This window comes from Rhodoferax sp. GW821-FHT09E07, assembly GCF_059416145.1.
In genome coordinates this window covers 261,402-284,642 of the sequence record NZ_JBWKOP010000006.1, presented here as the reverse complement: position 1 = coordinate 284,642, position 23,241 = coordinate 261,402, and the positions used below count along the sequence as shown (strand labels likewise).

Annotated in this window: 22 protein-coding genes; 14 read left to right on the top strand and 8 right to left on the bottom strand. The window is 62.7% G+C overall.

Annotated elements, in window-relative coordinates; translation table 11 throughout:
* Positions 1–3: 3 nt before the first annotated feature.
* The 3 genes from AC07OE_RS13810 to AC07OE_RS13800 form a co-directional block, all read right to left on the bottom strand.
* Positions 4–1,299 carry an O-acetylhomoserine aminocarboxypropyltransferase/cysteine synthase family protein gene (locus AC07OE_RS13810; protein WP_495071143.1) on the bottom strand — a complete coding sequence of 432 codons (1,296 nt, stop codon included), beginning with the start codon at positions 1,297–1,299 and terminating at the stop codon, positions 4–6.
* 167 nt (positions 1,300–1,466) lie between these two features.
* Complete coding sequence (locus AC07OE_RS13805; protein WP_495071142.1) at positions 1,467–2,654, bottom strand: MFS transporter; 1,188 nt, start codon at positions 2,652–2,654, stop codon at positions 1,467–1,469.
* A complete protein-coding gene (locus AC07OE_RS13800; protein WP_495071141.1) occupies positions 2,654–3,580 on the bottom strand; it encodes a TauD/TfdA dioxygenase family protein in 927 nt (308 codons plus the stop codon). The genes AC07OE_RS13805 and AC07OE_RS13800 overlap by 1 nt, the downstream gene beginning before the upstream one ends.
* 208 nt (positions 3,581–3,788) lie before the next feature.
* Between AC07OE_RS13800 and AC07OE_RS13795 the strand changes: the two genes are divergently transcribed.
* From AC07OE_RS13795 to AC07OE_RS13775, 5 genes are read left to right on the top strand one after another with little or no spacing between them, the layout of a single operon-like run.
* Complete coding sequence (locus tag AC07OE_RS13795) at positions 3,789–4,802, top strand: ABC transporter substrate-binding protein (protein WP_495071140.1); 1,014 nt, start codon at positions 3,789–3,791, stop codon at positions 4,800–4,802.
* Positions 4,799–5,653 (top strand): ABC transporter ATP-binding protein, encoded by an 855-nt coding sequence (locus AC07OE_RS13790; RefSeq protein ID WP_495071139.1) that lies wholly within the window; start codon positions 4,799–4,801, stop codon positions 5,651–5,653. Before AC07OE_RS13795 ends, AC07OE_RS13790 begins: the two co-directional genes overlap by 4 nt.
* Positions 5,646–6,485, top strand: coding sequence for an ABC transporter permease (locus AC07OE_RS13785; protein WP_495071138.1), 840 nt, complete (start codon positions 5,646–5,648; stop codon positions 6,483–6,485). Before AC07OE_RS13790 ends, AC07OE_RS13785 begins: the two co-directional genes overlap by 8 nt.
* 33 nt (positions 6,486–6,518) lie before the next feature.
* Positions 6,519–7,871 carry an LLM class flavin-dependent oxidoreductase gene (locus tag AC07OE_RS13780; protein ID WP_495071137.1) on the top strand — a complete coding sequence of 451 codons (1,353 nt, stop codon included), beginning with the start codon at positions 6,519–6,521 and terminating at the stop codon, positions 7,869–7,871.
* Positions 7,872–7,902: 31 nt separating this feature from the next.
* Positions 7,903–8,790, top strand: coding sequence for a DMT family transporter (locus AC07OE_RS13775; protein ID WP_495071136.1), 888 nt, complete (start codon positions 7,903–7,905; stop codon positions 8,788–8,790).
* 10 nt (positions 8,791–8,800) lie between these two features.
* Here the strand turns inward: AC07OE_RS13775 and AC07OE_RS13770 are convergent, their stop codons facing one another.
* The 3 genes from AC07OE_RS13770 to AC07OE_RS13760 all read right to left on the bottom strand — a co-directional run bounded on the left by AC07OE_RS13770 (position 8,801) and on the right by AC07OE_RS13760 (position 10,729).
* Complete coding sequence (locus tag AC07OE_RS13770) at positions 8,801–9,016, bottom strand: TOBE domain-containing protein (protein ID WP_495071135.1); 216 nt, start codon at positions 9,014–9,016, stop codon at positions 8,801–8,803.
* 35 nt (positions 9,017–9,051) lie between these two features.
* A complete protein-coding gene (gene ssuE, locus AC07OE_RS13765; RefSeq protein WP_495071134.1) occupies positions 9,052–9,642 on the bottom strand; it encodes an NADPH-dependent FMN reductase in 591 nt (196 codons plus the stop codon).
* 73 nt (positions 9,643–9,715) lie between these two features.
* On the bottom strand, positions 9,716–10,729 hold the full coding sequence (locus tag AC07OE_RS13760) for a sulfate ABC transporter substrate-binding protein (RefSeq protein WP_495071133.1): 1,014 nt from the start codon (positions 10,727–10,729) through the stop codon (positions 9,716–9,718).
* A gap of 380 nt (positions 10,730–11,109) precedes the next feature.
* On the opposite strand from AC07OE_RS13760, the gene AC07OE_RS13755 reads away from it, so the two are divergent.
* The 7 genes from AC07OE_RS13755 (at position 11,110) to AC07OE_RS13725 (ending at position 18,491) form a co-directional block, all read left to right on the top strand.
* Entirely contained in the window at positions 11,110–12,417 is a 1,308-nt protein-coding gene (locus tag AC07OE_RS13755) for an ABC transporter substrate-binding protein (protein ID WP_495071132.1), read from the top strand.
* A 76-nt stretch (positions 12,418–12,493) separates the two neighbouring features.
* A complete protein-coding gene (locus AC07OE_RS13750; protein ID WP_495071131.1) occupies positions 12,494–13,354 on the top strand; it encodes a carbohydrate ABC transporter permease in 861 nt (286 codons plus the stop codon).
* Positions 13,355–13,362: 8 nt separating this feature from the next.
* Positions 13,363–14,193 carry a carbohydrate ABC transporter permease gene (locus tag AC07OE_RS13745; protein ID WP_495071130.1) on the top strand — a complete coding sequence of 277 codons (831 nt, stop codon included), beginning with the start codon at positions 13,363–13,365 and terminating at the stop codon, positions 14,191–14,193.
* Between the two features lie 28 nt (positions 14,194–14,221).
* Positions 14,222–15,265, top strand: a complete 1,044-nt coding sequence (locus AC07OE_RS13740; protein ID WP_495071129.1) for an ABC transporter ATP-binding protein — start codon at positions 14,222–14,224, stop codon at positions 15,263–15,265.
* 23 nt (positions 15,266–15,288) lie between these two features.
* Positions 15,289–16,029, top strand: a complete 741-nt coding sequence (locus AC07OE_RS13735; RefSeq protein WP_495071128.1) for an SDR family oxidoreductase — start codon at positions 15,289–15,291, stop codon at positions 16,027–16,029.
* A 34-nt stretch (positions 16,030–16,063) separates the two neighbouring features.
* Positions 16,064–17,464: a D-arabinitol 4-dehydrogenase gene (gene dalD / locus AC07OE_RS13730; RefSeq protein ID WP_495071127.1), complete on the top strand. Its 1,401-nt coding sequence runs from the start codon at positions 16,064–16,066 to the stop codon at positions 17,462–17,464.
* A gap of 58 nt (positions 17,465–17,522) precedes the next feature.
* Positions 17,523–18,491 (top strand): AraC family transcriptional regulator, encoded by a 969-nt coding sequence (locus tag AC07OE_RS13725; protein WP_495071126.1) that lies wholly within the window; start codon positions 17,523–17,525, stop codon positions 18,489–18,491.
* Positions 18,492–18,500: 9 nt separating this feature from the next.
* Here the strand turns inward: AC07OE_RS13725 and AC07OE_RS13720 are convergent, their stop codons facing one another.
* A complete protein-coding gene (locus AC07OE_RS13720) occupies positions 18,501–20,102 on the bottom strand; it encodes a flagellar assembly protein A (protein WP_495071125.1) in 1,602 nt (533 codons plus the stop codon).
* Between the two features lie 78 nt (positions 20,103–20,180).
* Entirely contained in the window at positions 20,181–20,981 is an 801-nt protein-coding gene (locus AC07OE_RS13715; RefSeq protein WP_495071124.1) for an AraC family transcriptional regulator, read from the bottom strand.
* 84 nt (positions 20,982–21,065) lie between these two features.
* Here AC07OE_RS13715 and AC07OE_RS13710 point away from each other — a divergent pair, with 84 nt between their 5' ends.
* Together AC07OE_RS13710 and AC07OE_RS13705 are read left to right on the top strand one after the other, a co-directional pair.
* Entirely contained in the window at positions 21,066–22,013 is a 948-nt protein-coding gene (locus AC07OE_RS13710; RefSeq protein ID WP_495071123.1) for a DMT family transporter, read from the top strand.
* Positions 22,010–23,239 carry a YbfB/YjiJ family MFS transporter gene (locus AC07OE_RS13705; protein WP_495071122.1) on the top strand — a complete coding sequence of 410 codons (1,230 nt, stop codon included), beginning with the start codon at positions 22,010–22,012 and terminating at the stop codon, positions 23,237–23,239. The genes AC07OE_RS13710 and AC07OE_RS13705 overlap by 4 nt, the downstream gene beginning before the upstream one ends.
* Positions 23,240–23,241 lie beyond the last annotated feature (2 nt).

Below are 23,241 nucleotides of genomic sequence, written 5' to 3'. Positions count from 1 at the left end.
GTCTTACACCGCGGCCAGTGCCTGGTCCAGGTCGGCCAGCAAGTCGTCAATGTGTTCAATGCCGACCGACAGGCGCACGGCATCCACCGGCACGCCCGCCTTGGCCAGCTCTTCGGGCGACAGCTGGCGGTGCGTGGTGGAGGCGGGGTGGGTGGCGAGCGATTTGGCGTCGCCAATGTTCACCAGGCGGGTGAACAGCTGCAGCGCATCGAGGAAACGCGCACCGGCTTCGCGGCCCTGACCTTCGGGCGCCTTCACGCCAAAGGTCAACAGGCCCGAGGCCTTGCCGCCCAAATACTTCTTGGCCAGTTCATGGTCGGGGTGGCCGGGGAGGGCGGCGTAGTTCACCCATGCCACCTTGGCGTGCTTCTGCAGGTGCTGCGCCACTTTCAGCGCGTTGTCGGTGATGCGCTCCAGGCGCAGTGCCAATGTTTCGATACCTTGCAAAATCAGAAAGGCGTTGAACGGCGAAATGGCGGCACCCGTATTGCGCAGCGGCACCACGCGGGCGCGGCCAATGTAGGCGGCGGGGCCCAGGGCTTCGGTGTAGACCACGCCGTGGTAGCTCGGGTCGGGTTCGTTTAGGCGCTTGAACTTGGCTTTGTGCTGGGCCCAAGGGAACTTGCCACTGTCCACAATGGCGCCGCCAATGGTTGTGCCGTGGCCGCCCAGGTACTTGGTGAGCGAGTGCACCACGATGTCGGCGCCGTGTTCAATGGGGCGCAGCAGGTAGGGCGTGGCCACGGTGTTGTCCACGATGAGCGGAATGCCGTGGGCATGCGCGATGTCTGCAATGCGGCGGATATCGGTCACATTGCCCTGCGGGTTGCCCAGCGATTCAACAAAGATCGCCTTGGTGCGCTCGTCGATGAGCGGCGCAAAGCTGTCGGGATTTTGGTGATCGGCAAAGCGCGTGGTGATGCCGAACTGGGGCAGCGTGTGGGCAAACAGGTTGTAGGTGCCGCCATACAGCGCGGTGCTGCTGATGATGTTGTCACCGGCTTCGGCAATGGTCTGGATCGCATAGGTCACCGCGGCCTGGCCCGAGGCCAGCGCCAGCGCGGCCAGGCCGCCTTCCAGGGCCGCCACGCGCTTCTCCAGCACGTCCTGAGTCGGGTTCATGATGCGGGTGTAAATGTTGCCTGGCACCTTCAGGTCGAACAGGTCGGCACCGTGCTGGGCGCTGTCAAAGGCGTAGGCTGCCGTTTGGTAGATCGGCACGGCCACGGCCTTGGTGGTGGGGTCAGGGCTGTAACCAGCGTGGACGGATTGGGTTTCGAATTTCCAGTTGTCAGACATGGGGACCTCTCCTTGGATGTTGGTTTGCTATAAAAACAGAAGCTGCTTGCGCATATTTCACGGGGGGTGTGGCCTATATTTGTATAAAAGCAGGCTGCAACCCCGATGGAGATGGCCTGACTCTAAAGTGCCGAAGTCAAAACTCAAAAGAATAAAAAGTTGAGTCTTTACGCCGAAATCATCTGAGCTCGCGCAGGCTGCCGGTAGGCCAACCAAGCCAGGCCGGCAAACACCGGCACCAACAGCAAGAACGCGGTTTGCAAGCCGACCACAGCACCCAGCGTGCCGCCCAGCAATCCCCCTACCAAACCTCCGCTGGGCCCGGCCAGAGCGCTCAGGCCCGACACCCGGCCGCGCCCCAGTCGCGCACCCAGTTGGGCAAACTGCGTAAGGGTGTGAATCTGCAGCAGCCCCAGACCCACACCCAGCAACGCGCCGCCCACCCACAGCCAAGCCATGTGCCGGCCCAGTGCCAACAGCAGCAAGGCGAGTACGGCCAGCGCACCCCCACTGAGCACTGTGACGCGCGAGCCCAACCGGCCAACCACCGGGCCCAGCACCATCAGCGCGGCAATAAAGCTGGCGCCCTGTACCGCCACCAGGCTGCCCGCGCCCAGTGCCGGCAGCCCCAACTGCTGCACCGCGATGACCACGATGTAGAAGGCGTAGTACATGTGCGCGGCTTGCACCGCACACTCTTGCGCGGCCAATGCCCGCACCTCGGGCTGCTGCCACAGGGCGCGCACCGACTGCAGCATGGACACACGTGCGCCGCCACCCGATGTAACCTGTGGGTGGTGGTTCATCACCTGCGCTGCGAAGAGGGCCGTGGCAAAAAACATGGCACCTATGAGCCAATAGCTGCCCGCATGCCCCAATGCTGGAATGACCGCCGCTGCCAGCACCGGCCCCAGCAGAAACATGCCCGACATATGCGCCCCGCGCTGCCAGCCTGCGCGGCCTTGGCCCAAGTGCTCCAGCGCGGCCATGAACACCGTGTTGAGCGAAACAAAGCGTAGCGGCATTAAAAAGCTGATGAGCGCCGTGAGCAGCAGCAGGTAGAGCGCATGGGGTACGGCGGGAATCAGCACATACAACACGCCCATGGCCCAACTGCCCGCCACAAACAGCCGCGCCGGGCCAAAGCGCTCTACCCAAAAGCCCACTGGAAGGCTGGTGAACACAATGCCCACCGACTGGGCACCGGCCATGGCGGCCAGCAGCCAACCCTGGGCGCCCAGCTCCAGCGCATACAGCGTGGTGGTGAACTTGGCCAGACCCACGCTGATACCCATGAACAGGGACAGGAGCGCAAAGCGCAGCAGGAAGGCGTTGCGCTCCAGAAAACCGCGCATCAAGCGGTCTGCGCAGGCTGTGTGCTGCCGCCCACCGCAAAGCTGCGCCGGCCGTCCACCGACACCGGTACCTCCCCGCGCACTGTCACACGGCGCACCACACGGTGCTGGTGGCCGTAGTCATTGATGGCGTAGTGCTGGGTGGCGCGGTTGTCCCAGATCGCCACGTCACCCGTGGTCCATTGCCAGCGCACGGTGTTCTCCAGGCGTGTGATGTGGTGCTGGAACACCTCGAATAGGCGGTCCGAGTCGTGCGTGTTGTAGCCCACCAGGCGCTTGATGAAGTGGCCTGCAATGAGTGTGCGCTCGCCGGTCTCGGGGTGCACGCGCACCAGCGGGTGCTGCGCCTCAATCAGGCGTGCGCGGAACACCTCGCGATAGTGCTTGGCACCTGCGTCATCGGGCTCCACGCGGGTGGCAGCGTAGTCATAGTCATTGCTGTGCACGGCCCACAACTTGTCGGCCAGGGCTTTCAGCTCTTCGGGCAGCTCGTTATATGCGGTGGCGGTGTTGGCCCAGACCGTGTCGCCACCCGACTCGGGAATGGTCACCCCGCGCAGCACCGACACCTTGGGGTAATCCGCATCAAACGTCACATCGGTGTGCCAGGAGTTGGCGCGCCCGCCATGGTTCGAGTCCAGCTCCAGGATCTGGGTGCCGTTGCGCGAGGGCACGGTGGGGTGGGCCACCACATCGCCCCACAGGCTGGCAAACGCCTGTTGCTCGGCATCGTCCAGGTGCTGCTGGCCGTGGAAAAAGATGACCTTGTGTTTGAGCAGTGCCTGGTGGATGGCCGCAAAGGTGACGGGAGCTAACTGGCCGGACAGGCGTACGCCATGGATGACCGCGCCTATGCGCCCAGCCAGGGGGCGCACCTCAATCGTGGTGGCAGTTGCAGTGTGGGGGTGTTGCAAGACAGCAGACATAAAAACTCCTTGGTGGGACAGCGTTGAAAGACAAGAAAAGAGAGAAAGCGCAGCCATCGTAGGAAGCCACTGTGTTATTGCGAAGCGCTCAATTCGCATGTCGATATGCGTTGCGTGCGTTCGCATATGCAAGTGCATTTTTCTTCGTTGTCGTGTGGACATGCCGTCCTTACGCTGCATTCCGATCACCAACCAATGAGGAATTTGCATGCGACAACTTTTCAAACTTTTGACTGCCTCCGCGGTGGCGCTTGGTTTTGTGGCGGGGGCCTGGGCCGAGGACACTCTGGAGGTCTCGGAGATCCGCTACCAGGGCACCGTGGGCCAGGTGGTCTGGATTGAACTGGCCGAACACCTGGGCTACCTGGCTCCGCTCAAGGCCAAGTGGGTGGGCAACACCATCAGCGGCCCGCAGGATGTGCAGGCGGTGGTCACCAATGACATCGACATTGGCGGTGCCTTCAATGGCGCACTGGTCAAGCTGATCGCAAAGCGGGCGCCCGTGAAGGCGGTGATTGGCTACTACGGGGTAGACGACAACACCTGGAGTGGCTACTACGTCAAGAACGACAGCCCGATCAAAACCGCCCGTGACCTGCTGGGCAAAAAGGTGGCCATGAACACGCTGGGCGCGCACCACGACTTCATCGTGCGCGAGTACCTGGAACGCAACAAGATCACCGATGAGGAGGCCAAACAGGTCACCTTCGTCATCACCCCGCCGGTGACAGGTGAGCAGGCCCTGCGCCAGAACCAGGTGGAGGTAACAACGCTGGGCGGCATCCTGCGCGACAAGGCGCTGGAACGCGGTGGCATCCGCCCGCTGTTCACGGACCGCGACCTGTTTGGTAACTTCACTGCGGGCTCTTATGTGCTGCGCAATAAGTTCATCGAGCAGAACCCCAAGGCGTCCAAACATTTGGTGAGTGCGATTGCCCGCGCCATTGAATGGGCGCGCACCACACCCGCACCGCAGGTGCGCAGCACGTTCGAGTCCATCATCAAAGCGCGTGGCCGCGCCGAGAGCGCCGATGCCATCCAGTACTGGAAGAGCACGGGCATCCCTTCTACCGGTGGTGTGGTGCTGGACAAGGACCTGCAGGTTTGGATTGACTGGCTGGTGAAAGAAGACATCGTCAAATCCGGCCAAATCAAGCCGACAGACTTGTACACCAACGCTTTCAACCCCTACGCCAATGGCGCCAAGGTAGCTGCCAAATGAGCGCCGCCAAGATCCGTTTCGAACACGTCAGCAAGGAGTTCACCGTGCGCGCCGAAGATGGAAGCTCGGACAAGCGCTTCACGGCCCTGCAGGACGTGACGCTAGACATCCGCCCGGGTGAATTCCTGGTGCTCGTCGGTCCCAGCGGCTGCGGCAAGTCCACCCTTCTGGATTTGCTGGCCGGTTTAACCCTGCCCACGAGCGGACGTGTGCTCATTGATGGCAAGCCCATCACCGGCCCTGCGCGCGACCGCGGCGTGGTGTTCCAGCAGTACGCACTGTTCCCGTGGCTTAGCGCGTTGGACAACGTGGCCTTTGGCCTGGAGATCGCAGGTCTGGGCAAGAAGGAGCGCCGGGAAAAGGCAGCGCACTACCTGGAGCTGGTGGGCCTGACTGACTTCCGCAACCACTATCCGCACGAAATGTCGGGCGGCATGAAGCAGCGCGTGGCCATTGCCCGCAGCCTGGCCTATGAGCCACAGGTCTTGCTCATGGACGAGCCCTTTGCCGCGCTGGACGCGCAAACCCGCGAGACCCTGCAGGAAGAGCTGGTAGAGATCTGGCACCGCACGGGCAAGACCATTGTGTTCATCACCCACGGCATCGACGAGGCCGTGGTACTGGGCCAGCGCGTGGCGGTGATGACTTCGCGCCCGGGGCGCATTAAGGAGATTGTGGACATCCCCGACACGCTGCGCGCCGACACACCGGATGTGCGCTCACTGCCCCTGTTTGGCGAGCTGCGCCACGAAATCTGGTCCCTGTTGCACGACGAGGTGGCTGCTGCGCGCCAACAGCGTCGTGCCCGTATTGCAACCCTACCCGCCCGCAAGGAGAGTTTCCATGTCTGATGTTTCGTTGACTGCGGGCGCCGCCCCTGTGGCCCTGGTGTCCCCCGCCCGCTGGACGCGCGTGCTGCGCCAGCTGGGCAATATCGGCTGGCGCTCCGCACTGGTATTGGCGTTGGCGTTGTGGTGGGAGCTGGCTCCGCGCCTGGAGCTGACCGATCCCGCCTTTTTTCCCCCACTCAGCGAAGTGCTGGCTGCGGGTTGGGCCCTAGCTCTGAACGGACAGCTTTGGCAGCACACCTCGGCCAGTGTGGCGCGGGCATTGGGGGGCTTCGCCATCGCCGTGCTGTATGCGGTGCCGCTGGGCCTGGCCATTGGCTGGTACCGCCGGCTGGGTCATTTTCTGAACCCGATCATTGAATTGCTGCGCAACACGGCACCGCTGGCCTTGCTGCCCGTGTTCTTGCTGTTGCTGGGCATTGGGGAAGTGTCCAAGGTGGCCATGGTGGTGTACGCCTGCTCCTGGCCGCTGTTGCTCAACACCATCTCGGCCGTCAAGCAAGTGGACCCGCTGCTGATCAAGTCCGCCCGCACCATGGGTGCCAGTGCAGGCCAGCTATTCCTGAAGGTCATTTTGCCGGCCTCGGTGCCCACCATTTTTGTGGGCATACGTCTGGCCAGTGCTACCGCCATTCTGGTGCTGGTAGCCGCGGAGATGGTGGGGGCCAAGTCCGGCCTGGGCTATCTGATCATCTACGCACAGTACAGCTTTCTGATCCCCGACATGTACTTCGGAATTATCGCCATCACCTTCATCGGCGTGCTGTTCACCTTGGTGTTGGGGCTGGCGGAGCGCCGCCTGACCGCCTGGAAGCCCGCACCAACATTGGCTTAACCCCTTTTCACTTTATTCAATCAAGGAATCTTCATGTCTGACCGCAAACTGCGCCTGGGCGCCTTCATCATGGCCACGGGCCATCACATTGCTGCCTGGCGCCACCCCGGATCACAGATCGACTCGGGTACCAATATCGACCATTACATCGAGGTGGCCAAGACTGCCGAGCGCGGCTTGTTTGACCAGGTCTTTGTGGCCGATAGCCCGGGCCTGTGGTTTGAGGGCGATGACGAGGCTTTCAGCCGCCAGGGCCGGGTCTCGCACTTCGAGCCCGTCACGCTGTGGGCCGCATTGGCCGCCGTGACGAAGCACATTGGCTTTGTGGCCACGGCCTCCACCACCTACGAAGACCCGTACTTGCTGGCACGCAAGTTCGCCTCGCTGGACCACATCAGCAAGGGCCGTGCAGCCTGGAACGTGGTGACCACCAGTGCCGAAAACGTGTACGGCAACTTTGGCCTGGACAAACACCCCGACCCCGAAACGCGCTACGAGCGTTCGCACGAATTTGTGGATGTGGTGAAAGGCCTGTGGGACAGCTTTGAAGACGACGCCTTCAGCCGCGATGCAGCCAGCGGTGTCTACTTTGACCCTGCCAAACTGCACACGCTCAACCACGTGGGCAAGCACCTCAAGGTCAAGGGTCCGCTCAACATCGAACGTTCACCCCAGGGCTATCCTGTCATCGTGCAAGCTGGCTCCTCCGAGCCTGGCAAAGAGTTGGCGGCCGCCACGGCAGAGGCCATCTTCACTGCCTGGACCAGCCTGGCGGAGGCGCAGGCGTTCTATGCCGATGTGAAGGGCCGCTTGGCCAAATATGGCCGCCGGCCGGAACAGCTGCTGGTGCTGCCCGGCATTTCTCCCGTGGTTGGCCGCACGCAGGAAGAGGCCGAGGCCAAGTGGGCCACGCTACAAAAGCTCATCCACCCCTCGGTCGGACTGAGCACCATAGCGCCGTTCTGGCCCGGCGAAGATCTGACGAAATGGGATCTGGATGCCCCACCGCCCTACATTCCCCAGCCACCCATTGGCCGCAACAGCCGGGCCCATGTGGTGCTGGAGCTGGCGCGCCGCGACAAGCTCACCGTGCGCCAGCTCTACGAGTACCTGGCAGGTGCCCGAGGCCACTGGGTGGTGGTGGGTACGCCACAAAAGATTGCTGACGAGATCCAGACCTGGTTTGAGAACGGCGCGGCCGATGGCTTCAACGTCATGCCACCCGTGCTGCCCGAATCGCTCGACGACTTTGTGGACCTGGTCATCCCCGAGCTGCAACGCCGTGGCCTGTCCCGCACCGAGTACGAGGGAACCACATTGCGCGAGAACCTGGGGCTGGAGCGGCCGGTGAACCAGTTCACGGTGCGCAAACAGAAAGCGGCCTAATAGCGTCACTGTCGCGCTCTAAGATCGGGGCATGTCTTCCCGCCCCGATCTTTCTCCCTCTCTCTCCTCCCTCTATCCCCTGTTGTTTGTGGCCCTGTGGAGCACTGGCTTCATCGGCGCCAAATTCGGCCTCCCGGATGCCGGGCCGCTCACCTTTCTAAGCCTGCGCTACGCCATTGTGTTGGTGCTCATGGGCGCATTGGCCTGGTACACAGAAGCCTCGTGGCCGCGCACTGCGCGCGATTGGATGCACATCGGAATTTCGGGTGTGCTGGTGCATGGCGTCTATTTGGGCGGTGTGTTCATCGCCATCAGCCACGGTCTTCCAGCCGGGGTAACGGCCATTGTGGTGGGCCTGCAGCCTGTGCTCACGGCGCTCGGCGCTGGGCTGATGCTGGGTGAGCGCGTGCGCCCCACGCAGTGGGCCGGGCTGGCCCTGGGCTTCGTGGGTGTGGCGCTGGTGGTTGCGCACAAGGTGGCGGGCAATACGGGCGGAGGCCTGTTGCTTCCCATGCTGTTGCCTGCTTTCATCGCCTTGCTTGCTATTACGGCGGGCACGCTGTACCAGAAGCGCTTCTGCCCGTCGTTTGATCTGCGCACCGGGTCGGTGGTGCAGTTCCTGCCCACGCTGGCTCTGACGGTTCTGATGGCAATGGCCACCGAGAACCTGCAGGTGCATTGGACGCCGTCGTTCGTGTTTGCGCTGGCCTGGTTGGTGCTGGTGCTGTCTCTGGGTGCGGTGAGCCTTCTCAATGTGCTGATCCGCAGCGGTAGCGCCGTGAATGTGGCCAGCTTGTTTTACCTGGTGCCGCCTGCCACGGCGCTGGTCGCCTGGACCTTGTTTGGCGAAACCCTCACCGGCCTGTCCTTGCTGGGCATGGGCCTTACTGTGCTGGGGGTGTGGCTAGCGCGTAAGTAGCGTCGTCAGGTCAAAGTTTGGCGATCGACACTTCGGTGGACTTCACCAGCGCCACCACGTCGGAGCCGACCCGCAGTTGCAAATCGTCCACAGAACGCGTGGTGATGACAGAGGTGACGATGCCCCAAGGCGTTTCGACATCGATCTCGGAGACGACATCGCCGCGGATGATTTCGCGGACTTTGCCTTTGAACTGGTTGCGTACGTTGATGGCTTGGATGGACATGGAAATTCCTGAAAAAGTAAATGGGCGTGCGTGACTTAGGAGCTGTACTGCACTTGTGAAAACGCGACCGGCGCGAACCGGGTGGCAATGGCCAGGCCGGTCTGCAGGGTCTCGGTGATCAGGGTGTGCACGGCATCGTCGAGGCGTTCGCCGATGTCGGGGGTGACCTGGTAGCTGCCGCCTTCGGACAGCGTGACCTGGGCGTCGGTGGCATAGATGCCGGGCAGGATGTGCTTGGCACCGAGCGACTGCAACACGGGGCGCAGCGAGTAGTCCAGCGCCAGCATGTGGTGCGGACTGCCGCCGGTTGCCAGGGGCAGGACCACCTTGTTCTTGAAACCGTCTTGCGGCAGCAGGTCCAGAAAGACCTTGAGCACGCCGCTGTACGCCGCCTTGTAGACCGGTGTGGCGACGATGATCACGTCCGCCTCGGACACCTGGCCCGTGGCCTGGCTGATGGAGGGGTGGCCAAAGTCCGCCAACAGCAGGGCCTGGGGAGACAGGTCGCGCACGCGCAGCCGGTCCACCAGCACACCGCGTGCCTCCAGGCGCTGGCCCGCGGCTTCCAGCAGGGCCGCGGTACGCGAGCGCTCCGAAGGGCTGCCTGCGATGAGTAGGACGGACATTCTTGTTTTCTCCCTGCCTTGATGTGCTATGAAAATGATAGCTACTAGCGCAATATTTATGGGGGCTAGAGGCTTATTTCTTGGTGTAGATCTGGTCGAAGCTGGCGCCGTCGGCAAAGTGCGCGGCGTCGGCCTTCTCCCAGCCGCCAAAGGCTTCGTCAATGGTGAACAGCTTCACCGGCTGGAACTGCTTGGCGTACTTGGCCTTGGCTTTTTCAGAAATCGCCGGGCGGTAGAAGTTCTTGCCGATGATGTCCTGGCCTTCTTCGGAGTAAAGGTACTTCAGGTATTCCTCGGCTACGGCGCGGGTGCCCTTCTTGTCCACGTTCTTGTCGACCACGGCCACGGCGGGCTCTGCCAGGATGGACAGGGGAGGCGCGATCACGTCAAACTTGGCGCCGAATTCCTTTTCCAGCAGGTAGGCCTCGTTTTCCCAGGCGATCAACACGTCACCCTGGGCGCGTTGTGCAAAGGTGATGGTGGAGCCCCGTGCGCCGGTGTCCAGAATCGGCACGTTGGCAAACAGCTTGGCAATGAATTCTTTGGCCTTGGCATCACCGCCGTACTTGCGCTTGGCAAATTCCCAAGCCGCCAGGTAGTTCCAGCGGGCGCCACCCGAGGTCTTGGGGTTGGGGGTGATGACTTTCACGTCGGGGCGAATCAGATCGTCCCAGTCCTTGATCTTCTTGGGGTTGCCTTCCCGCACGGCGAACACGATGGTGGACGCATAGGGCGTGGAGTTGTGAGGCAGGCGTTTTTGCCAGTCCGGGTTGATCCAGCCACCGTTTTTCACAATGGCGTTTGTGTCACCGGCCAGGGCCAGGGTGACCACATCGGCATCCAGGCCGTCGATCACCGAGCGGGCCTGTTTGCCCGAGCCACCGTGGCTTTGCTTGATGGTCACGTCCTGGCCGGTCTTGGCCTTCCAGTACTTGCTGAATGCGGCGTTGAATTCGACGTAGAGCTCGCGCGTCGGGTCGTAGGACACATTGAGCAAGGTAACGGCTTGCTGGGCCAGGGCGCCGGCGGTGGCGCTGACCAGGGCAGCAGCCACGGCAAGGTTCAGAAGGTGGCGACGGTGGGCCATGAAACAACTCCAGATAAGCAACGCAACAGTGCGATGGGGTGGATTCTGGAAGCCTGTCGTTAAAACGAGAACTACTGTTTTCTCAGTTCTTAATTACCCAAACATCTTAAAAAGAATGATTTTCGGACCCGGTAAGGGGCTGAAAACGCCTGTGCGATACCCCGCAGTCCCTCTGAAGGCCCTGCGGAACTTCGCCAAAATTTCGCCATATCAATACGTTATCGCGTGTATATGGGAAAACCCTGACTACTTTTTGCATGCGAATACTGTCAATCGTTCCAAAAGTATCAACCTCAAAAGGGGGCGACTTCTACTATTCAGGCCTGTCGATGCATCGTTGGCATTGGCTGAACACCCGAACTTCCATTAGGAGACAAAACATGAAACTCAAGGCATCTTTGGCCCTGGCATTTGGATTGCTGGCCAGCGCCGCATACGCTCAACAGACCGAACTCGTTGTGGCCACCGTGAACAACGGCCACATGATCGAAATGCAGAAGCTCAGCAAGAACTTCGAAACCGCCAACCCCGATATCAAGCTGAAGTGGGTGACGCTGGAAGAAGGCGTGCTGCGTCAACGCGTGACCACGGACATCGCCACCAAGGGCGGCCAGTTCGACGTGATGACCATCGGCATGTACGAAACCCCGATCTGGGGCAAGAAGGGCTGGCTGCAAGAACTGAAGACTGACGCCAAGTACGACGCGGACGACATCCTGCCCGCCATGCGCAATGGCCTGTCGGTGGACGGCAAGATGTTTGCGGTGCCGTTCTACGGCGAGTCTTCCATGCTGATGTACCGCAAGGACTTGGCGGACAAGGCTGGCATCAAAGTGGCTGACCACCCCACCTGGACCGACATCAAGGCCCTGGCTGCCAAGATCCACGATCCCAAGAACGGCGTGTATGGCATCTGCCTGCGTGGCAAACCAGGTTGGGGCGACAACATGGCCTTCCTGTCCACGCTGGTGAACACCAATGGCGGTCAGTGGTTCGACATGAACTGGAAACCCCAACTGGAAAGCCAGCCCTGGAAGGATTCCATCAACTTCTACGTGGACCTGCTGAAGAACTACGGCCCTCCCGGCTCGTCGGCGAACAGCTTCAACGAAATTCTGGCGCTGTACAACGAAGGCAAGTGCGGTATGTGGATCGATGCGACCATCGCAGCCTCCTTCATCACCGACCCCAAGCAGTCCAAAGTGGCTGACAAGGTGGCATTTGCCCAAGCGCCTACCGCTGTGACCCCCAAGGGTGCCAACTGGCTGTGGGCATGGGCACTGGCCATTCCATCGGGTTCCAAGAAAGTGGACGCCGCCACCAAGTTTGTGACCTGGGCGACTTCCAAGGAATACATCGAGCTGGTGGCCAAGACCAATGGTTGGGCCCACGTGCCTACCGGTACTCGCAAGAGCACCTACGCCAACGCCGATTTCCAGAAGGCTGCCAAGTTCGCTGCCGCTGAAAAGGCTGCGATCGACTCTGCCAACCCCAACGACAGCACGCTGCCCAAGAGCCCCTATGTTGGCGTGCAGTTCGCTGCCATCCCCGAGTTCCAGGCGATTGGCGCCACCGTGGGTCAACAAATGAGCGCAGCCTTGGCTGGCAAGACCACAGTAGACGAAGCCCTCAAGGCCTCTCAAGTCGCGGCTGACCGCGAAATGAAGAAGGCGGGCTACTACAAGTAAACCCTCCTCTCCGGTTGGTGGACTTTCAGGCGCGCGGGGTCTCCTCCGCGCGCCCTTTTTCCCGCGAGGTCGTTGTATGAGCCGCTTTATTCCCCGTGCCCTGATGGCGCCGGCCGTTCTATCCCTGTTCCTGTGGATGATCGTGCCCTTGGTGATGACCCTGTATTTCTCGGTCATTCGCTACAACCTGATGCAGCCCGACCAGGTGGGCTTTGTGGGCCTGGAAAACTACATCTACTTCATGACCGACCCGTCCTTTGGCACGGCCGTCATGAATACGCTGTTGCTGCTGGGCAGTGTGATCCTGATCACCGTCATTGGCGGCACCCTGGTGGCCCTGCTGATTGACGAGCCGTTTCTGGGCCGTGGCTTGGTGCGCATCCTGCTGATTTCCCCGTTCTTTGTCATGCCCACGGTGAATGCGCTGCTGTGGAAGCACATGATGATGAACCCCATCTATGGCGTGCTGGCCCAGGTCTGGCACTTCTTTGGCGCAGCGCCGGTGGACTGGCTGACGGACTTCCCGTTGCTCAGCGTCATCGTCATCGTGTCCTGGCAGTGGTTGCCCTTTGCCACGCTGATCTTCATCACTTCGCTGCAAAGCATGAACCGCGAGCAGCTCGAAGCCTCGCGCATGGACGGCGCCAACTACCTGCAGCAGCTGCGCTATTTGTACCTGCCGCACCTGGCCCGCTCCGTGGCCATCGTGGTGATGATTGAAATGATCTTCTTGCTCAGCGTCTTCGCCGAGATCTACACCACCACCGGTGGCGGTCCGGGCGACGCCAGCACCAACGTGGCCTTCCTGATCTTCAAGCAGGCGCTGCTGAACTTTGATGCCGGTGTGGCCTCTGCGGGCGCCCTGTTCGCCGTGGTGCTGGCCAACATTGCCGCGGTCTTCCTGATTCGCATGGTCGGCAAAAACCTGGACAAGTGAGCACACCCATGACACCCCACAAAACCTTCCCCTGGTTGCACTGGCTGCGCACCTTGAGTGCCTGGGCCGTGACCTTCGTGCTGTTCTTCCCGCTGGGTTGGCTGGTGCTCACCGCCTTCAAGACCGAGTTGCAGGCCATCTCGGTGCCGCCGCTGCTGTTCTTCACGCCTACGCTGGAGAACTTTGAGATCGTGCAAGAGCGCAGCGACTACATGCTCTACGCCACCAACTCGCTCATCACCAGCGTGGCCTCCACCATTCTGGGGCTGGCATTGGCCTTCCCCGCGGCCTACGCCATGGCCTTCTTCAAGGGCAAGTACACCAAGGACATTCTGATGTGGATGCTCTCCACTAAGATGATGCCCGCCGTAGGCGCCCTGGTGCCCGTGTATGTGATGGCGCAGACCAGCGGCCTGCTGGACACACGCACTGGCCTGGTCATCGTGTTCACGCTGTCCAACCTGCCCATCATGGTCTGGATGCTGTACTCCTATTTGAAGGAGATTCCGGCCGAGATTCTGGAAGCCTCGCGTATGGACGGCGCCACGCTGTGGCAAGAGTTCCGCCATGTGCTGCTGCCGCTCACCATGGGTGGCCTGGCCTCCACGGGTCTGCTGACCCTGGTGCTGAGCTGGAACGAGGCCTTCTGGTCGCTGAACCTGAGTGCGGCCAAGGCCGGCACGCTGGCCACGCTGATTGCCTCGTACTCCAGCCCTGAAGGTCTGTTCTGGGCCAAGCTGTCCGCCGCGTCCTTCATGGCCATCGGCCCCATCGTGGTGTTCGGCTGGTTCAGCCAAAAACAACTGGTGCAAGGCCTGACCTTCGGCGCCGTCAAGTAAACCAAAACAACAAGCGGAGACCTCTCTCATGTCTTACCTCAAACTCAGCGGCGTTGAAAAACTGTTTGGCGAACACCGCGTCATCAAGGGCATCGACCTGGACATCCAGCCTGGCGAATTTGTGGTGTTTGTGGGCCCATCCGGCTGCGGCAAGTCCACCCTGCTTCGCCTCATCGCTGGCCTTGAAGCCATCGACAACGGCAGCTTGCATTTGGACGGCCGCGACATCACCCACCTGCCCTCCAGCAAGCGCGACTTGGCCATGGTGTTCCAGAGCTACGCTCTGTACCCCCACATGAGCGTGTTCGAGAACATGAGCTTTGCGCTCAAGCTCGCCAACGTAGACCCCGGAGTCATCAAGGAAAAGGTGGATCGCGCCGCCAAGATCCTGAACCTGACCAATTACCTGGAGCGCACGCCCAAGGAACTCTCGGGCGGCCAACGCCAGCGTGTGGCCATCGGTCGCGCCATCGTGCGTGCCCCCAAGGTGTTTTTGTTTGACGAGCCGCTTTCCAACCTCGACGCTGCATTGCGCGGCCAGACCCGTATCGAGATTGCCAAGCTCCACCGCGACCTGGGCGCCACCACCATCTACGTGACGCACGACCAGGTGGAAGCCATGACCCTGGCCGACCGCGTCGTGGTACTGCGCGACGGCAACATCGAGCAGGTGGGCACACCTCTGGAGCTGTACGACCGTCCCGCCAACCAGTTTGTGGCGCAGTTCATCGGCACCCCGCAAATGAATGTGATCGAGGCTGCCAAGCTGCCCCAACTCACCACCGTGGCCGGCATGGCCGTGCCGGCCCTCGGCGCCATTGGCCTGCGTCCTGAAAACCTCACCCTGGTCGCCCCCGGCCAGGGCCAGGTGCAAGCCAAGGTGGAGCTCATCGAAGCCCTGGGCGCCGAGACCCTGATTTACGTGAGCACCGACAGCGGTGCCCAGCTTGTGGCGCGCCTGAATACGCGCACCGAATTGCAAGTGGGTTCCACCGTGGGCGTGCAGATCGACGGCACGTCTGCCCATCTGTTTGACGCCAATGGCCGCGTAGTGGCGGCCGGCAAGCACTGATTCCAACCTCTCCCCTGAAGACCATGAACCCCAACACAACATCCCCTTTGCAAGGCCAGGTGGCTGCCGTCACCGGTGCCGCTTCCGGCATCGGACTGGCCAGCGCGCGCGCGATGGTGGAAGCGGGTGCGCGCGTCGTCCTGATTGACCGCGATGAAGCGGCGCTGGGTCGAGCCTGCGCGGACCTGGGTGTCCAAGCCCTTCCCCTGGTTCTGGACTTGCTGGACGCCAAGCAATGCGCCACGCTGCTGGCGCGCGTGCTGGCGTTGGCCGGACGGCTCGACATCTTCCATGCCAACGCGGGCCTGTACGTGGGCGGTGACCTGGTGGATGCCGACCCGGACGCCATCGACCGCATGCTCAACCTGAACGTGAATGTGGTGATGAAGAACGTCCACAACGTACTGCCCCACATGATCGAAAAAGGCGTGGGCGACATCATCGTCACCAGCTCGCTGGCCGCGCACTTTCCCACGCCGTGGGAGCCCGTCTACGCCTCGTCCAAATGGGCCATCAACTGCTTTGTGCAAACCGTGCGACGCCAGGTCTTCAAACACGGCATCCGCGTGGGTTCCATCTCCCCGGGGCCCGTCATCACTTCGCTGCTGGCCGACTGGCCCGCCGAAAAGCTGGAGGAGGCCAAGGCCAAGGGCAGCTTGCTGGAAGCGTCCGAGGTCGCCAACGTGGTGCTTTTCATGCTCACGCGCCCGCGGGGTATGACCATCCGCGACGTCGTGATGATGCCCACCCAGTTCGACCTGTGAGTGATTTGAGAGTTAACTTTTTCCACGCCTGACCATGTACACGATTCTTCACCTCGGACTGGGTTCGTTCCACCGCGCGCACCAGGCGCTCTATATCCACGAACTGCGTCAGACGGGCGACACCCGCTGGTCCATCGCCGGTGGCAACCTGCGCCCCGATATGGCCGACACCATGGCAGCCCTGCAAGCGCAGGGCGGGGCCTACACACTGGAAACCGTCACGCCCCAGGGTGAGCGCAGCTACACGCGCATCGAGTCCATCCAGCGCGTGATCCCCTACCAGGACGACCTGGCGGATCTGATTGCCGTCGGCGCAGAGCCCGCCACCCGCATCATCTCTTTCACTGTGACCGAGGCCGGCTATTACCTGGACGCCAAAAACCAGCTGGACTGGGCCACCTATGCCGACCTGCGCGGGGACCTGGAGGCCGTCAAACAAGGGCTTGCCGGTCATACCATCTATGGTGGCCTGGTGAGCATCCTGCGTGCGCGGATGCAGAGTGGTGCAGGCCCGGTCACGCTGATGAACTGCGACAACCTGCGGCACAACGGCGAGCGTTCGCGTGCAGGCCTGTTGCAGTTCATTGATGCGCTGGGCGATGCTGCGCTCAAAGCCTGGGTGGAGCAAAACACCAGCAGCCCCAATGGCATGGTGGACCGCATCACCCCGCGCCCTACACCCGATGTGGCCGAACGCGTCAAGACCGCCACTGGCTGGGACGACCGCGCGGCCCTGATGGGTGAGAGCTTCATCCAGTGGGTGCTCGAAGAAAATTTCATTGCAGGCCGCCCCGAATGGGAGAAGGTGGGGGTGGAAATGGTGGCGTCGGTGGACGCGTATGAAGAGGCCAAGATCCGCTTGCTGAACGCCACCCACAGCTGCATTGCCTGGGCCGGTACCCTGGTGGGCTACCAGTACATCCACGAAGGTACGCATGATTCGGTTATCCGCCGCTTTGCCTTTGACTACGTGACGGACGACACCATCCCCGTGCTGGACACGCCCGAAAAGCCCAGCCCCTTGGACCTGCGCAAGTACCGCGATGTGGTGCTGGACCGATTTGGCAACCCCGCCATCTGCGATACCAACCAACGGGTGGCCATGGACGGCTACTCCAAGATCCCCGGCTTTATCGTTCCCACCATCCGTGAGCGCCTGGCGCGGGGCGAGTCGATCACCAGCGTGGCCATGTTGCCCGCGCTGTTCCTGACCTACCTGCAGCGCTGGCACCGGGGTGAAATTGCTTACACCTACCAGGACCAGGCCATGGACCCTGCGGCAGCACACGCCATCTGTGAATCGGCAGACCCGGTGGCCGCATTCGCCGCGGACCCGGTGCTGTGGGGATCGTTGGCCTCGCGCCCCCAACTGGTCGATGCCCTGCGGGTTGGCCATGCGCGGGTTCAGCTCTTTGTGAAAAACCATTTGGGCTGAGTGTTGGGGCTGAATGCTGGTAATGTGAGGTGTTGAACCCTTTTTGACGGAGGTTGCTATGGGCGCTACCCATCCATCGATTGCACAACTGGGGAGTCAGGCCAGTCGTCGTCGCGCGCCTGAGCTGGAGGCGGACTACAACCGCAATCCCTCGTTGGGCTATGAGCCCACCGACGAAGTCGGCTTCATCCGCTGCCTGGACCACGGCTACCCCACGCCCCTGGCGCGCTGGCACTGCCACGACGAGTACGAGCTGCACCTGATCACGGCCACCTCGGGCAAGGCCTTTGTTGGTGACTGGATCGGTCCGTTTGAACCCGGCCACCTGGTGCTGTGCGGGCCACGCCTGCCGCACAACTGGATCTCGCTGGACCTGCCCGACGAGGGCGTGCCTAACCGTGATCTCGTCATCCAGTTCCGCCACGAACCACTGGAGCAGGCCTGCCAGGCCATCCCCGAATTTGCTGAAGTGCTGCCGCTGCTGGAGCGTGCCCGCCACGGGATCGAGTTCTTCGGCATGGCCGAGACGGCCGCAGCGCATTGGCGCTCGGTGAAAGCGTCGCGCGGGCTCAAGCGGGTGGCGGCCTTTTGCGATCTGGCGTCCGAGTTGGCCCGTTGTACCGACTACCGGCTGCTGTCGAATGTGCAGATGCGCGGCGTGGAAAACGACGCTGAGCTGGACCAGATCAACACCATCGTGAACCGCATCACCGAGAACCCCTCGCACTCGCAGACCGCGGCTGAGGTGGCCTCCGAGCTGGCCATGAGTGAAAGCCGCTTCTCCCGCTTCTTCCGCCGTGCCACGGGCAACACCTACACCGACTTCGTGAATCGCGTGCGCATCAACCGTGCCTGCCAATTGCTCATGAGCTCGGACCGGTATGTGACGAACATCTGCTACGACGTGGGCTTCAACAACGTGGCCAATTTCAACCGCCGCTTTCTCGAGCTCAAGGGCATGACGCCCTCGGAGTTTCGCAAGCAGGCCGAGAGCCGCTTTGGCGGGGCTCCGGCCCAGGCTGCCTGATCATGCATATCAGGCAATCGGGTAGGCCTGTCCACTGGGTTCGGTGAACTGAACACGGTTGTCCGGGTCTACCGAAAACGCGCCCGCACCGAACTCCTTGTGCAGCGCCACCCTGCGCTTGCCGAACACCAACTCCACAGCGCCCGAGCTGCCCTGGGTTACCTGCACCTTGGCATTGCGCGTCAAGGCCAGTTCCCGGTCTAGCTCCGCGCGTTCGACCAGGGATTTGGCCCAGGTCTTGGTGGCCTGCTGCCAGGAGGCGCGTACCCGCGGCAGCATCTGTTTAGGGTCTCCCGCATGGTTCAGGTGCGCGATCAGCTTGGCCAGGTTGTCTTCCTGCGCCTTCTCCTTCTCAATGCGCTCCTGCAGCGCCTGGTAGCGCTCTTCCAGTTCGGGGTTGGCCCCCACACACACGCTGGTGGTGCCGGCTTTGTCCGAGCCCACGGTGGGGGTGCGCACCAGCACCATGGCCATGGCGTGTCCGCCAACCAGCTTGCCACGCTGCGGGTTCTTTTCGCCCACGAGGATCTGGTTACCGGCCCGCAGCTCGGACTCCAGCGCCATGTCCTGCAGCACCATCACGGTACCGGCCTGCACGGTGGCGGACTGGGTGAAACGCGCGGTCACGCTACCTTCGGCACGCACCCGCGCGCCCGCAATGATGCCGCCTGCCACCAACACATTGCCACCGCTCTCCACCCATCCGCCTTCCACGGTGCCGCCTATGGACACGTCACCCGTGGCCTGCACCTTCATGCTGTGCATCACGTCGCCATCCACCTGCACACAGCCGTCAAAGTAAATGTTGCCGGTGGTCAGGCTGACATCGGCCACCTTCAGCACCGGCTCCACATGCACCCCTTGCGGCACCAGCACGGGCTGGCCCTTGATGGAGGCACACAGCAGGTTGGCATCGTCGGCCCGGGGCATGCTGCCATGCAGGCCTTCGGCGAATGGCAGGTCCTTGCCCGGTGTAGGGGGTAGCGTTTGCCCTGTGACTGTGCGTCCCGCCAGTCCGGGCGTGGCGGGCTGGCGCCGCATCAGCGGCGTGTTGGCTTCCACCAGGCAGATACCGTTGTGCTCCCGGTAGTCAATCAGGCCATCGGCATTCACCTTGGGCGCCCGGTCAGACAGGCCTTCCGTCAGCGTGCTGAAGGTGGCGTCTTCCCCATGTACCGCCGGCGTTCCACTGGCCACCAGCCACTGGGTGGCCTGTCCTTGTGCGAAGGCGCTGCGCAGGGCTTCCAGGTCCAGCCCATAAGTCACCCCCGCTTCTGCCAGTGCCAGCTGCAGGTCTTCCAGCGTGGCGGAGCGACCGCCTTCTGCGGGCGTCAGGTCGATCAAGGCCTGCATGCCATCGCTGCTCACCGCCACGGCGATGCGTGCAGGGCGCAGCTCGCCCACGGCGTGCTCAAAGGGTTCCTGGCGTTTGTTGCAGTCGGCCACGGCGGTCTGCAGAGCCTGCTCCAGCAGGTGGCAGGTGGCGTAGCCGGCTTCTGCCAATGCCTGGCGCAATTGCTCCTCGGTGACGGGTGGGCGTTGCGCGGACGGTTTACCCCGCAACAGTACCTGCCCACCCAGCGCAATGAGGGAGATTCCAACGATGTCCACGTGCCGTGTCTCCTCTGACGGGAATTAGCTATGGTCCATTCTGGTGCAAAAGCTGGCAAACGCCAATCCGGACAAGCGCTAGGGAGCAGGTGCGCGCGTGCCTTTGCGGTACTCGTCGGGCGTGGTGCCCATCAGGCGCTTGAACATGGAGATAAAGGCTGAAGCGCTGCCGTAGCCCAAGTCCAGCGCAATGGTCTCTACAGTCTGGCCGGCTTCCAGCAGCGGCATGGCACGCACCACGCGCAGCCGCTGGCGCCACTCGGCCAGTGACATGCCCAGGTCGCGCTGGCAGCGGCGCGTGAGCGTGCGCTCGGTGGTGTGCACCGCTTGCGCCAGTTCGGGCAGGGACCGGTTGTCGCCGGGGTTGTCTTCCAGCAGGCGCAGCACCGCACCGAGCAGCGGGTCTTCCGAGGTGGGCAGGTAGCTCCCGGCACGGGGCGCCTGCACCAGTTGGTCCAGCAGCACCTGCAACAGGCGTGCGTCTTGCGCCGTGGTGGGTTGGCCAGACGGCTGCTGGCGCAGGTGTTCCATGAAGGCACGCACCAGCGGGCTCACCGTCAGCGCACACGGCGTGGCCGGCAGCAGATGGCACAACGCAGGCCCCACGTAGAGCGAGCAGTGGTGCGCCTCATAGCGGTTCAGCCCCACGTGCTTGAGGTTGGGCGGCAGCCACACGCCGTACTGCGGTGGCGCCAGGTAGTGGTGGTCGGCTACCTTCACCTCCATCACCCCGCTGAAGGAGTACACAAACTCGCCCCACGCATGTTGGTGCAGCGGGTAAATGCCCTCGGCCGGCGCCACGGCGCTGCGAAACATGATGGGCGCGGGCAGGTTGGGGCTGGAGAGCGGGATTTCCAGCTTGGGCTTGAGGATGGGCATGGTGGGTGGCGGTTGTCGCCTTCGCCGTATGGCTTGTCTGGTTTTCACTATATCAATGAAAGCCGTCAATTCAATAATCCTTGCATGGACACCCGAAAACCTCTCGATTCCCAAGCCATCGGCTGCATGCTGGTGCTGTGCGTGCTGTGGGCTCTTCAACAAGTTGCACTCAAAGCCACCGCTGGCGACATTGCCCCCATCTTTCTGATTGCCCTGCGTTCAGGCGCCGCCGCGGTGTTGGTGGGCCTGCTGATGGTGGTGCGCGGCGAAAACTGGGGCCTGCGCAATGGCAACTGGCGTGCAGGCCTGGTGGTGGGCTCGCTGTTTGCGCTGGAGTTTTTGCTGGTGGGAGAAGGCCTGCGCCACACCAGTGCCTCGCACATGGTGGTGTTCCTGTACACCGCACCCATCTTCGCCGCACTGGGCCTGCACTGGCGCTTGCCGGCGGAGCGCCTGGGAGCGGTGCAGTGGCTGGGCATTGCACTGGCGTTTGGGGGGCTCGCCATTGCGTTCTTTGGGCGCAGCCAGCCCACCGCAGCGGTACCCGGCAACATGCTGCTGGGCGATTTGCTGGGCCTGATGGCCGGCATGGCCTGGGGCGCCACCACGATGGTGGTGCGCTGCTCACGCCTGTCTGGCGCACCTGCCACGCAAACACTGCTCTACCAACTGGTGTGCGCCTTTGGCTTGCTGCTGGTTGTGGCGCTGTTCACCGGGCAAGCCCACTTCGACCCCATTCCCCGCGTCTGGGCCGCGCTGGCCTTTCATACGCTCGTGGTGTCGTTCGCCAGTTTTCTCGTCTGGTTCTGGCTGCTGCGCCACTACCTGGCGTCGCGCCTGGGGGTGTTCTCGTTCATGACGCCGCTGTTCGGCATCGTGCTCGGGGCCTGGCTGCTGGATGAGCCCATCGAGGCCAGCTTTCTGATCGGGGCGGTGCCCGTGCTGTTGGGCATTGTCTTGGTGAGTGGCGGCAACTGGGTGGCGCAACTGTTGGCACCTTTGACCAAAAAAGCAGCCTCCGATCCGCTATGAAAACAGGTACGTACGGCCTGCACAATGCGGGCATGCGTGCTCCAAAACCCATTGCCATCGCCCTGGCCGGTATGGTGTCCCTGGCGGTGGCCATGGGCATTGGCCGGTTTGCCTTCACACCGCTGCTGCCCATGATGCTGCACGACGGCGTGATCGACCTGCACGGCGCCAGCTGGCTGGCCACGGCCAACTACATCGGCTACTGGTTGGGTGCCATGGCCTGTGCACTGCAGCCCTGGGTGTGGTCGCGCCGTCCCGCACTGCCGCCCGTGGTGCACACCCAAGCCATGCGCCTGGGGCTGGCGCTGACGGTGGTGCTCACGCTGGGCATGGCGGCACATTGGCCTGCGGCCTGGCCGCTGTGGCGCTTTCTGGCTGGCATTGCCAGTGCGCTGGTGTTTGTCTACACCTCGGGCTGGTGCCTGGCGCGGCTGGCCGCGCTGGGTGCGCCGCAATTGGCGGGAGTGATCTTTGTCGGGCCGGGGCTGGGCATTGCGGTCAGCGGCCTGGCTGCCACGGCCATGGTGGCTGCTGGCCTCAGTGCGGCCACGGGCTGGATGACCATGGCCGCACTGGCGCTGGTGCTCACCACGCTGCTGTGGCGCCAGCTGCAAGGCGTAGTGCCCGCGGTGGCACCGCCTACCGTGGCGTCCGAGGCATCCGGCGGCGGCGCCATGGCCGTGCTGGCGCTGGCCTATGGCCTGGCCGGTTTTGGCTACATCGTCACCGCCACGTTCTTGCCGGTGATCGCGCGCCAGGCCTTGCCGGACTCGATCTGGCTGGATTTGTTTTGGCCCCTGTTTGGCGTGGGCGTGGGGCTGGGTGCATTGCTCACCATCCGCTTTCCCACGCATTGGGATCGGCGCCATCTGCTCATGGCCTGCTATGCCCTTCAGGCCAGTGGCATTTTGTTGGGGGTGTGGTGGCCCAGCCTGGTTGGCTTTGCGCTGGGCAGCCTGCTCATTGGCTTGCCGTTCACCGCCATCACCCTGTTTGCCATGCAGGAGGTGCGGCGCCTGCGCCCGCATGGTGCCTCGGCCTTCATTGGCCTGCTGACGGCCGTGTATGGTCTGGGCCAGATTGCCGGTCCTCCCTGGGTTGCCCTGCTGCTGGCCCACAGCACCAACACCGCACACGGCTTTGCCGTGTCGCTGGAAACTGCCGCGGCCAGCCTGGTGTTGGGCATCGCGCTGTACTACTGGCTGGCCAAGCGCCACCCGCAGTAAGC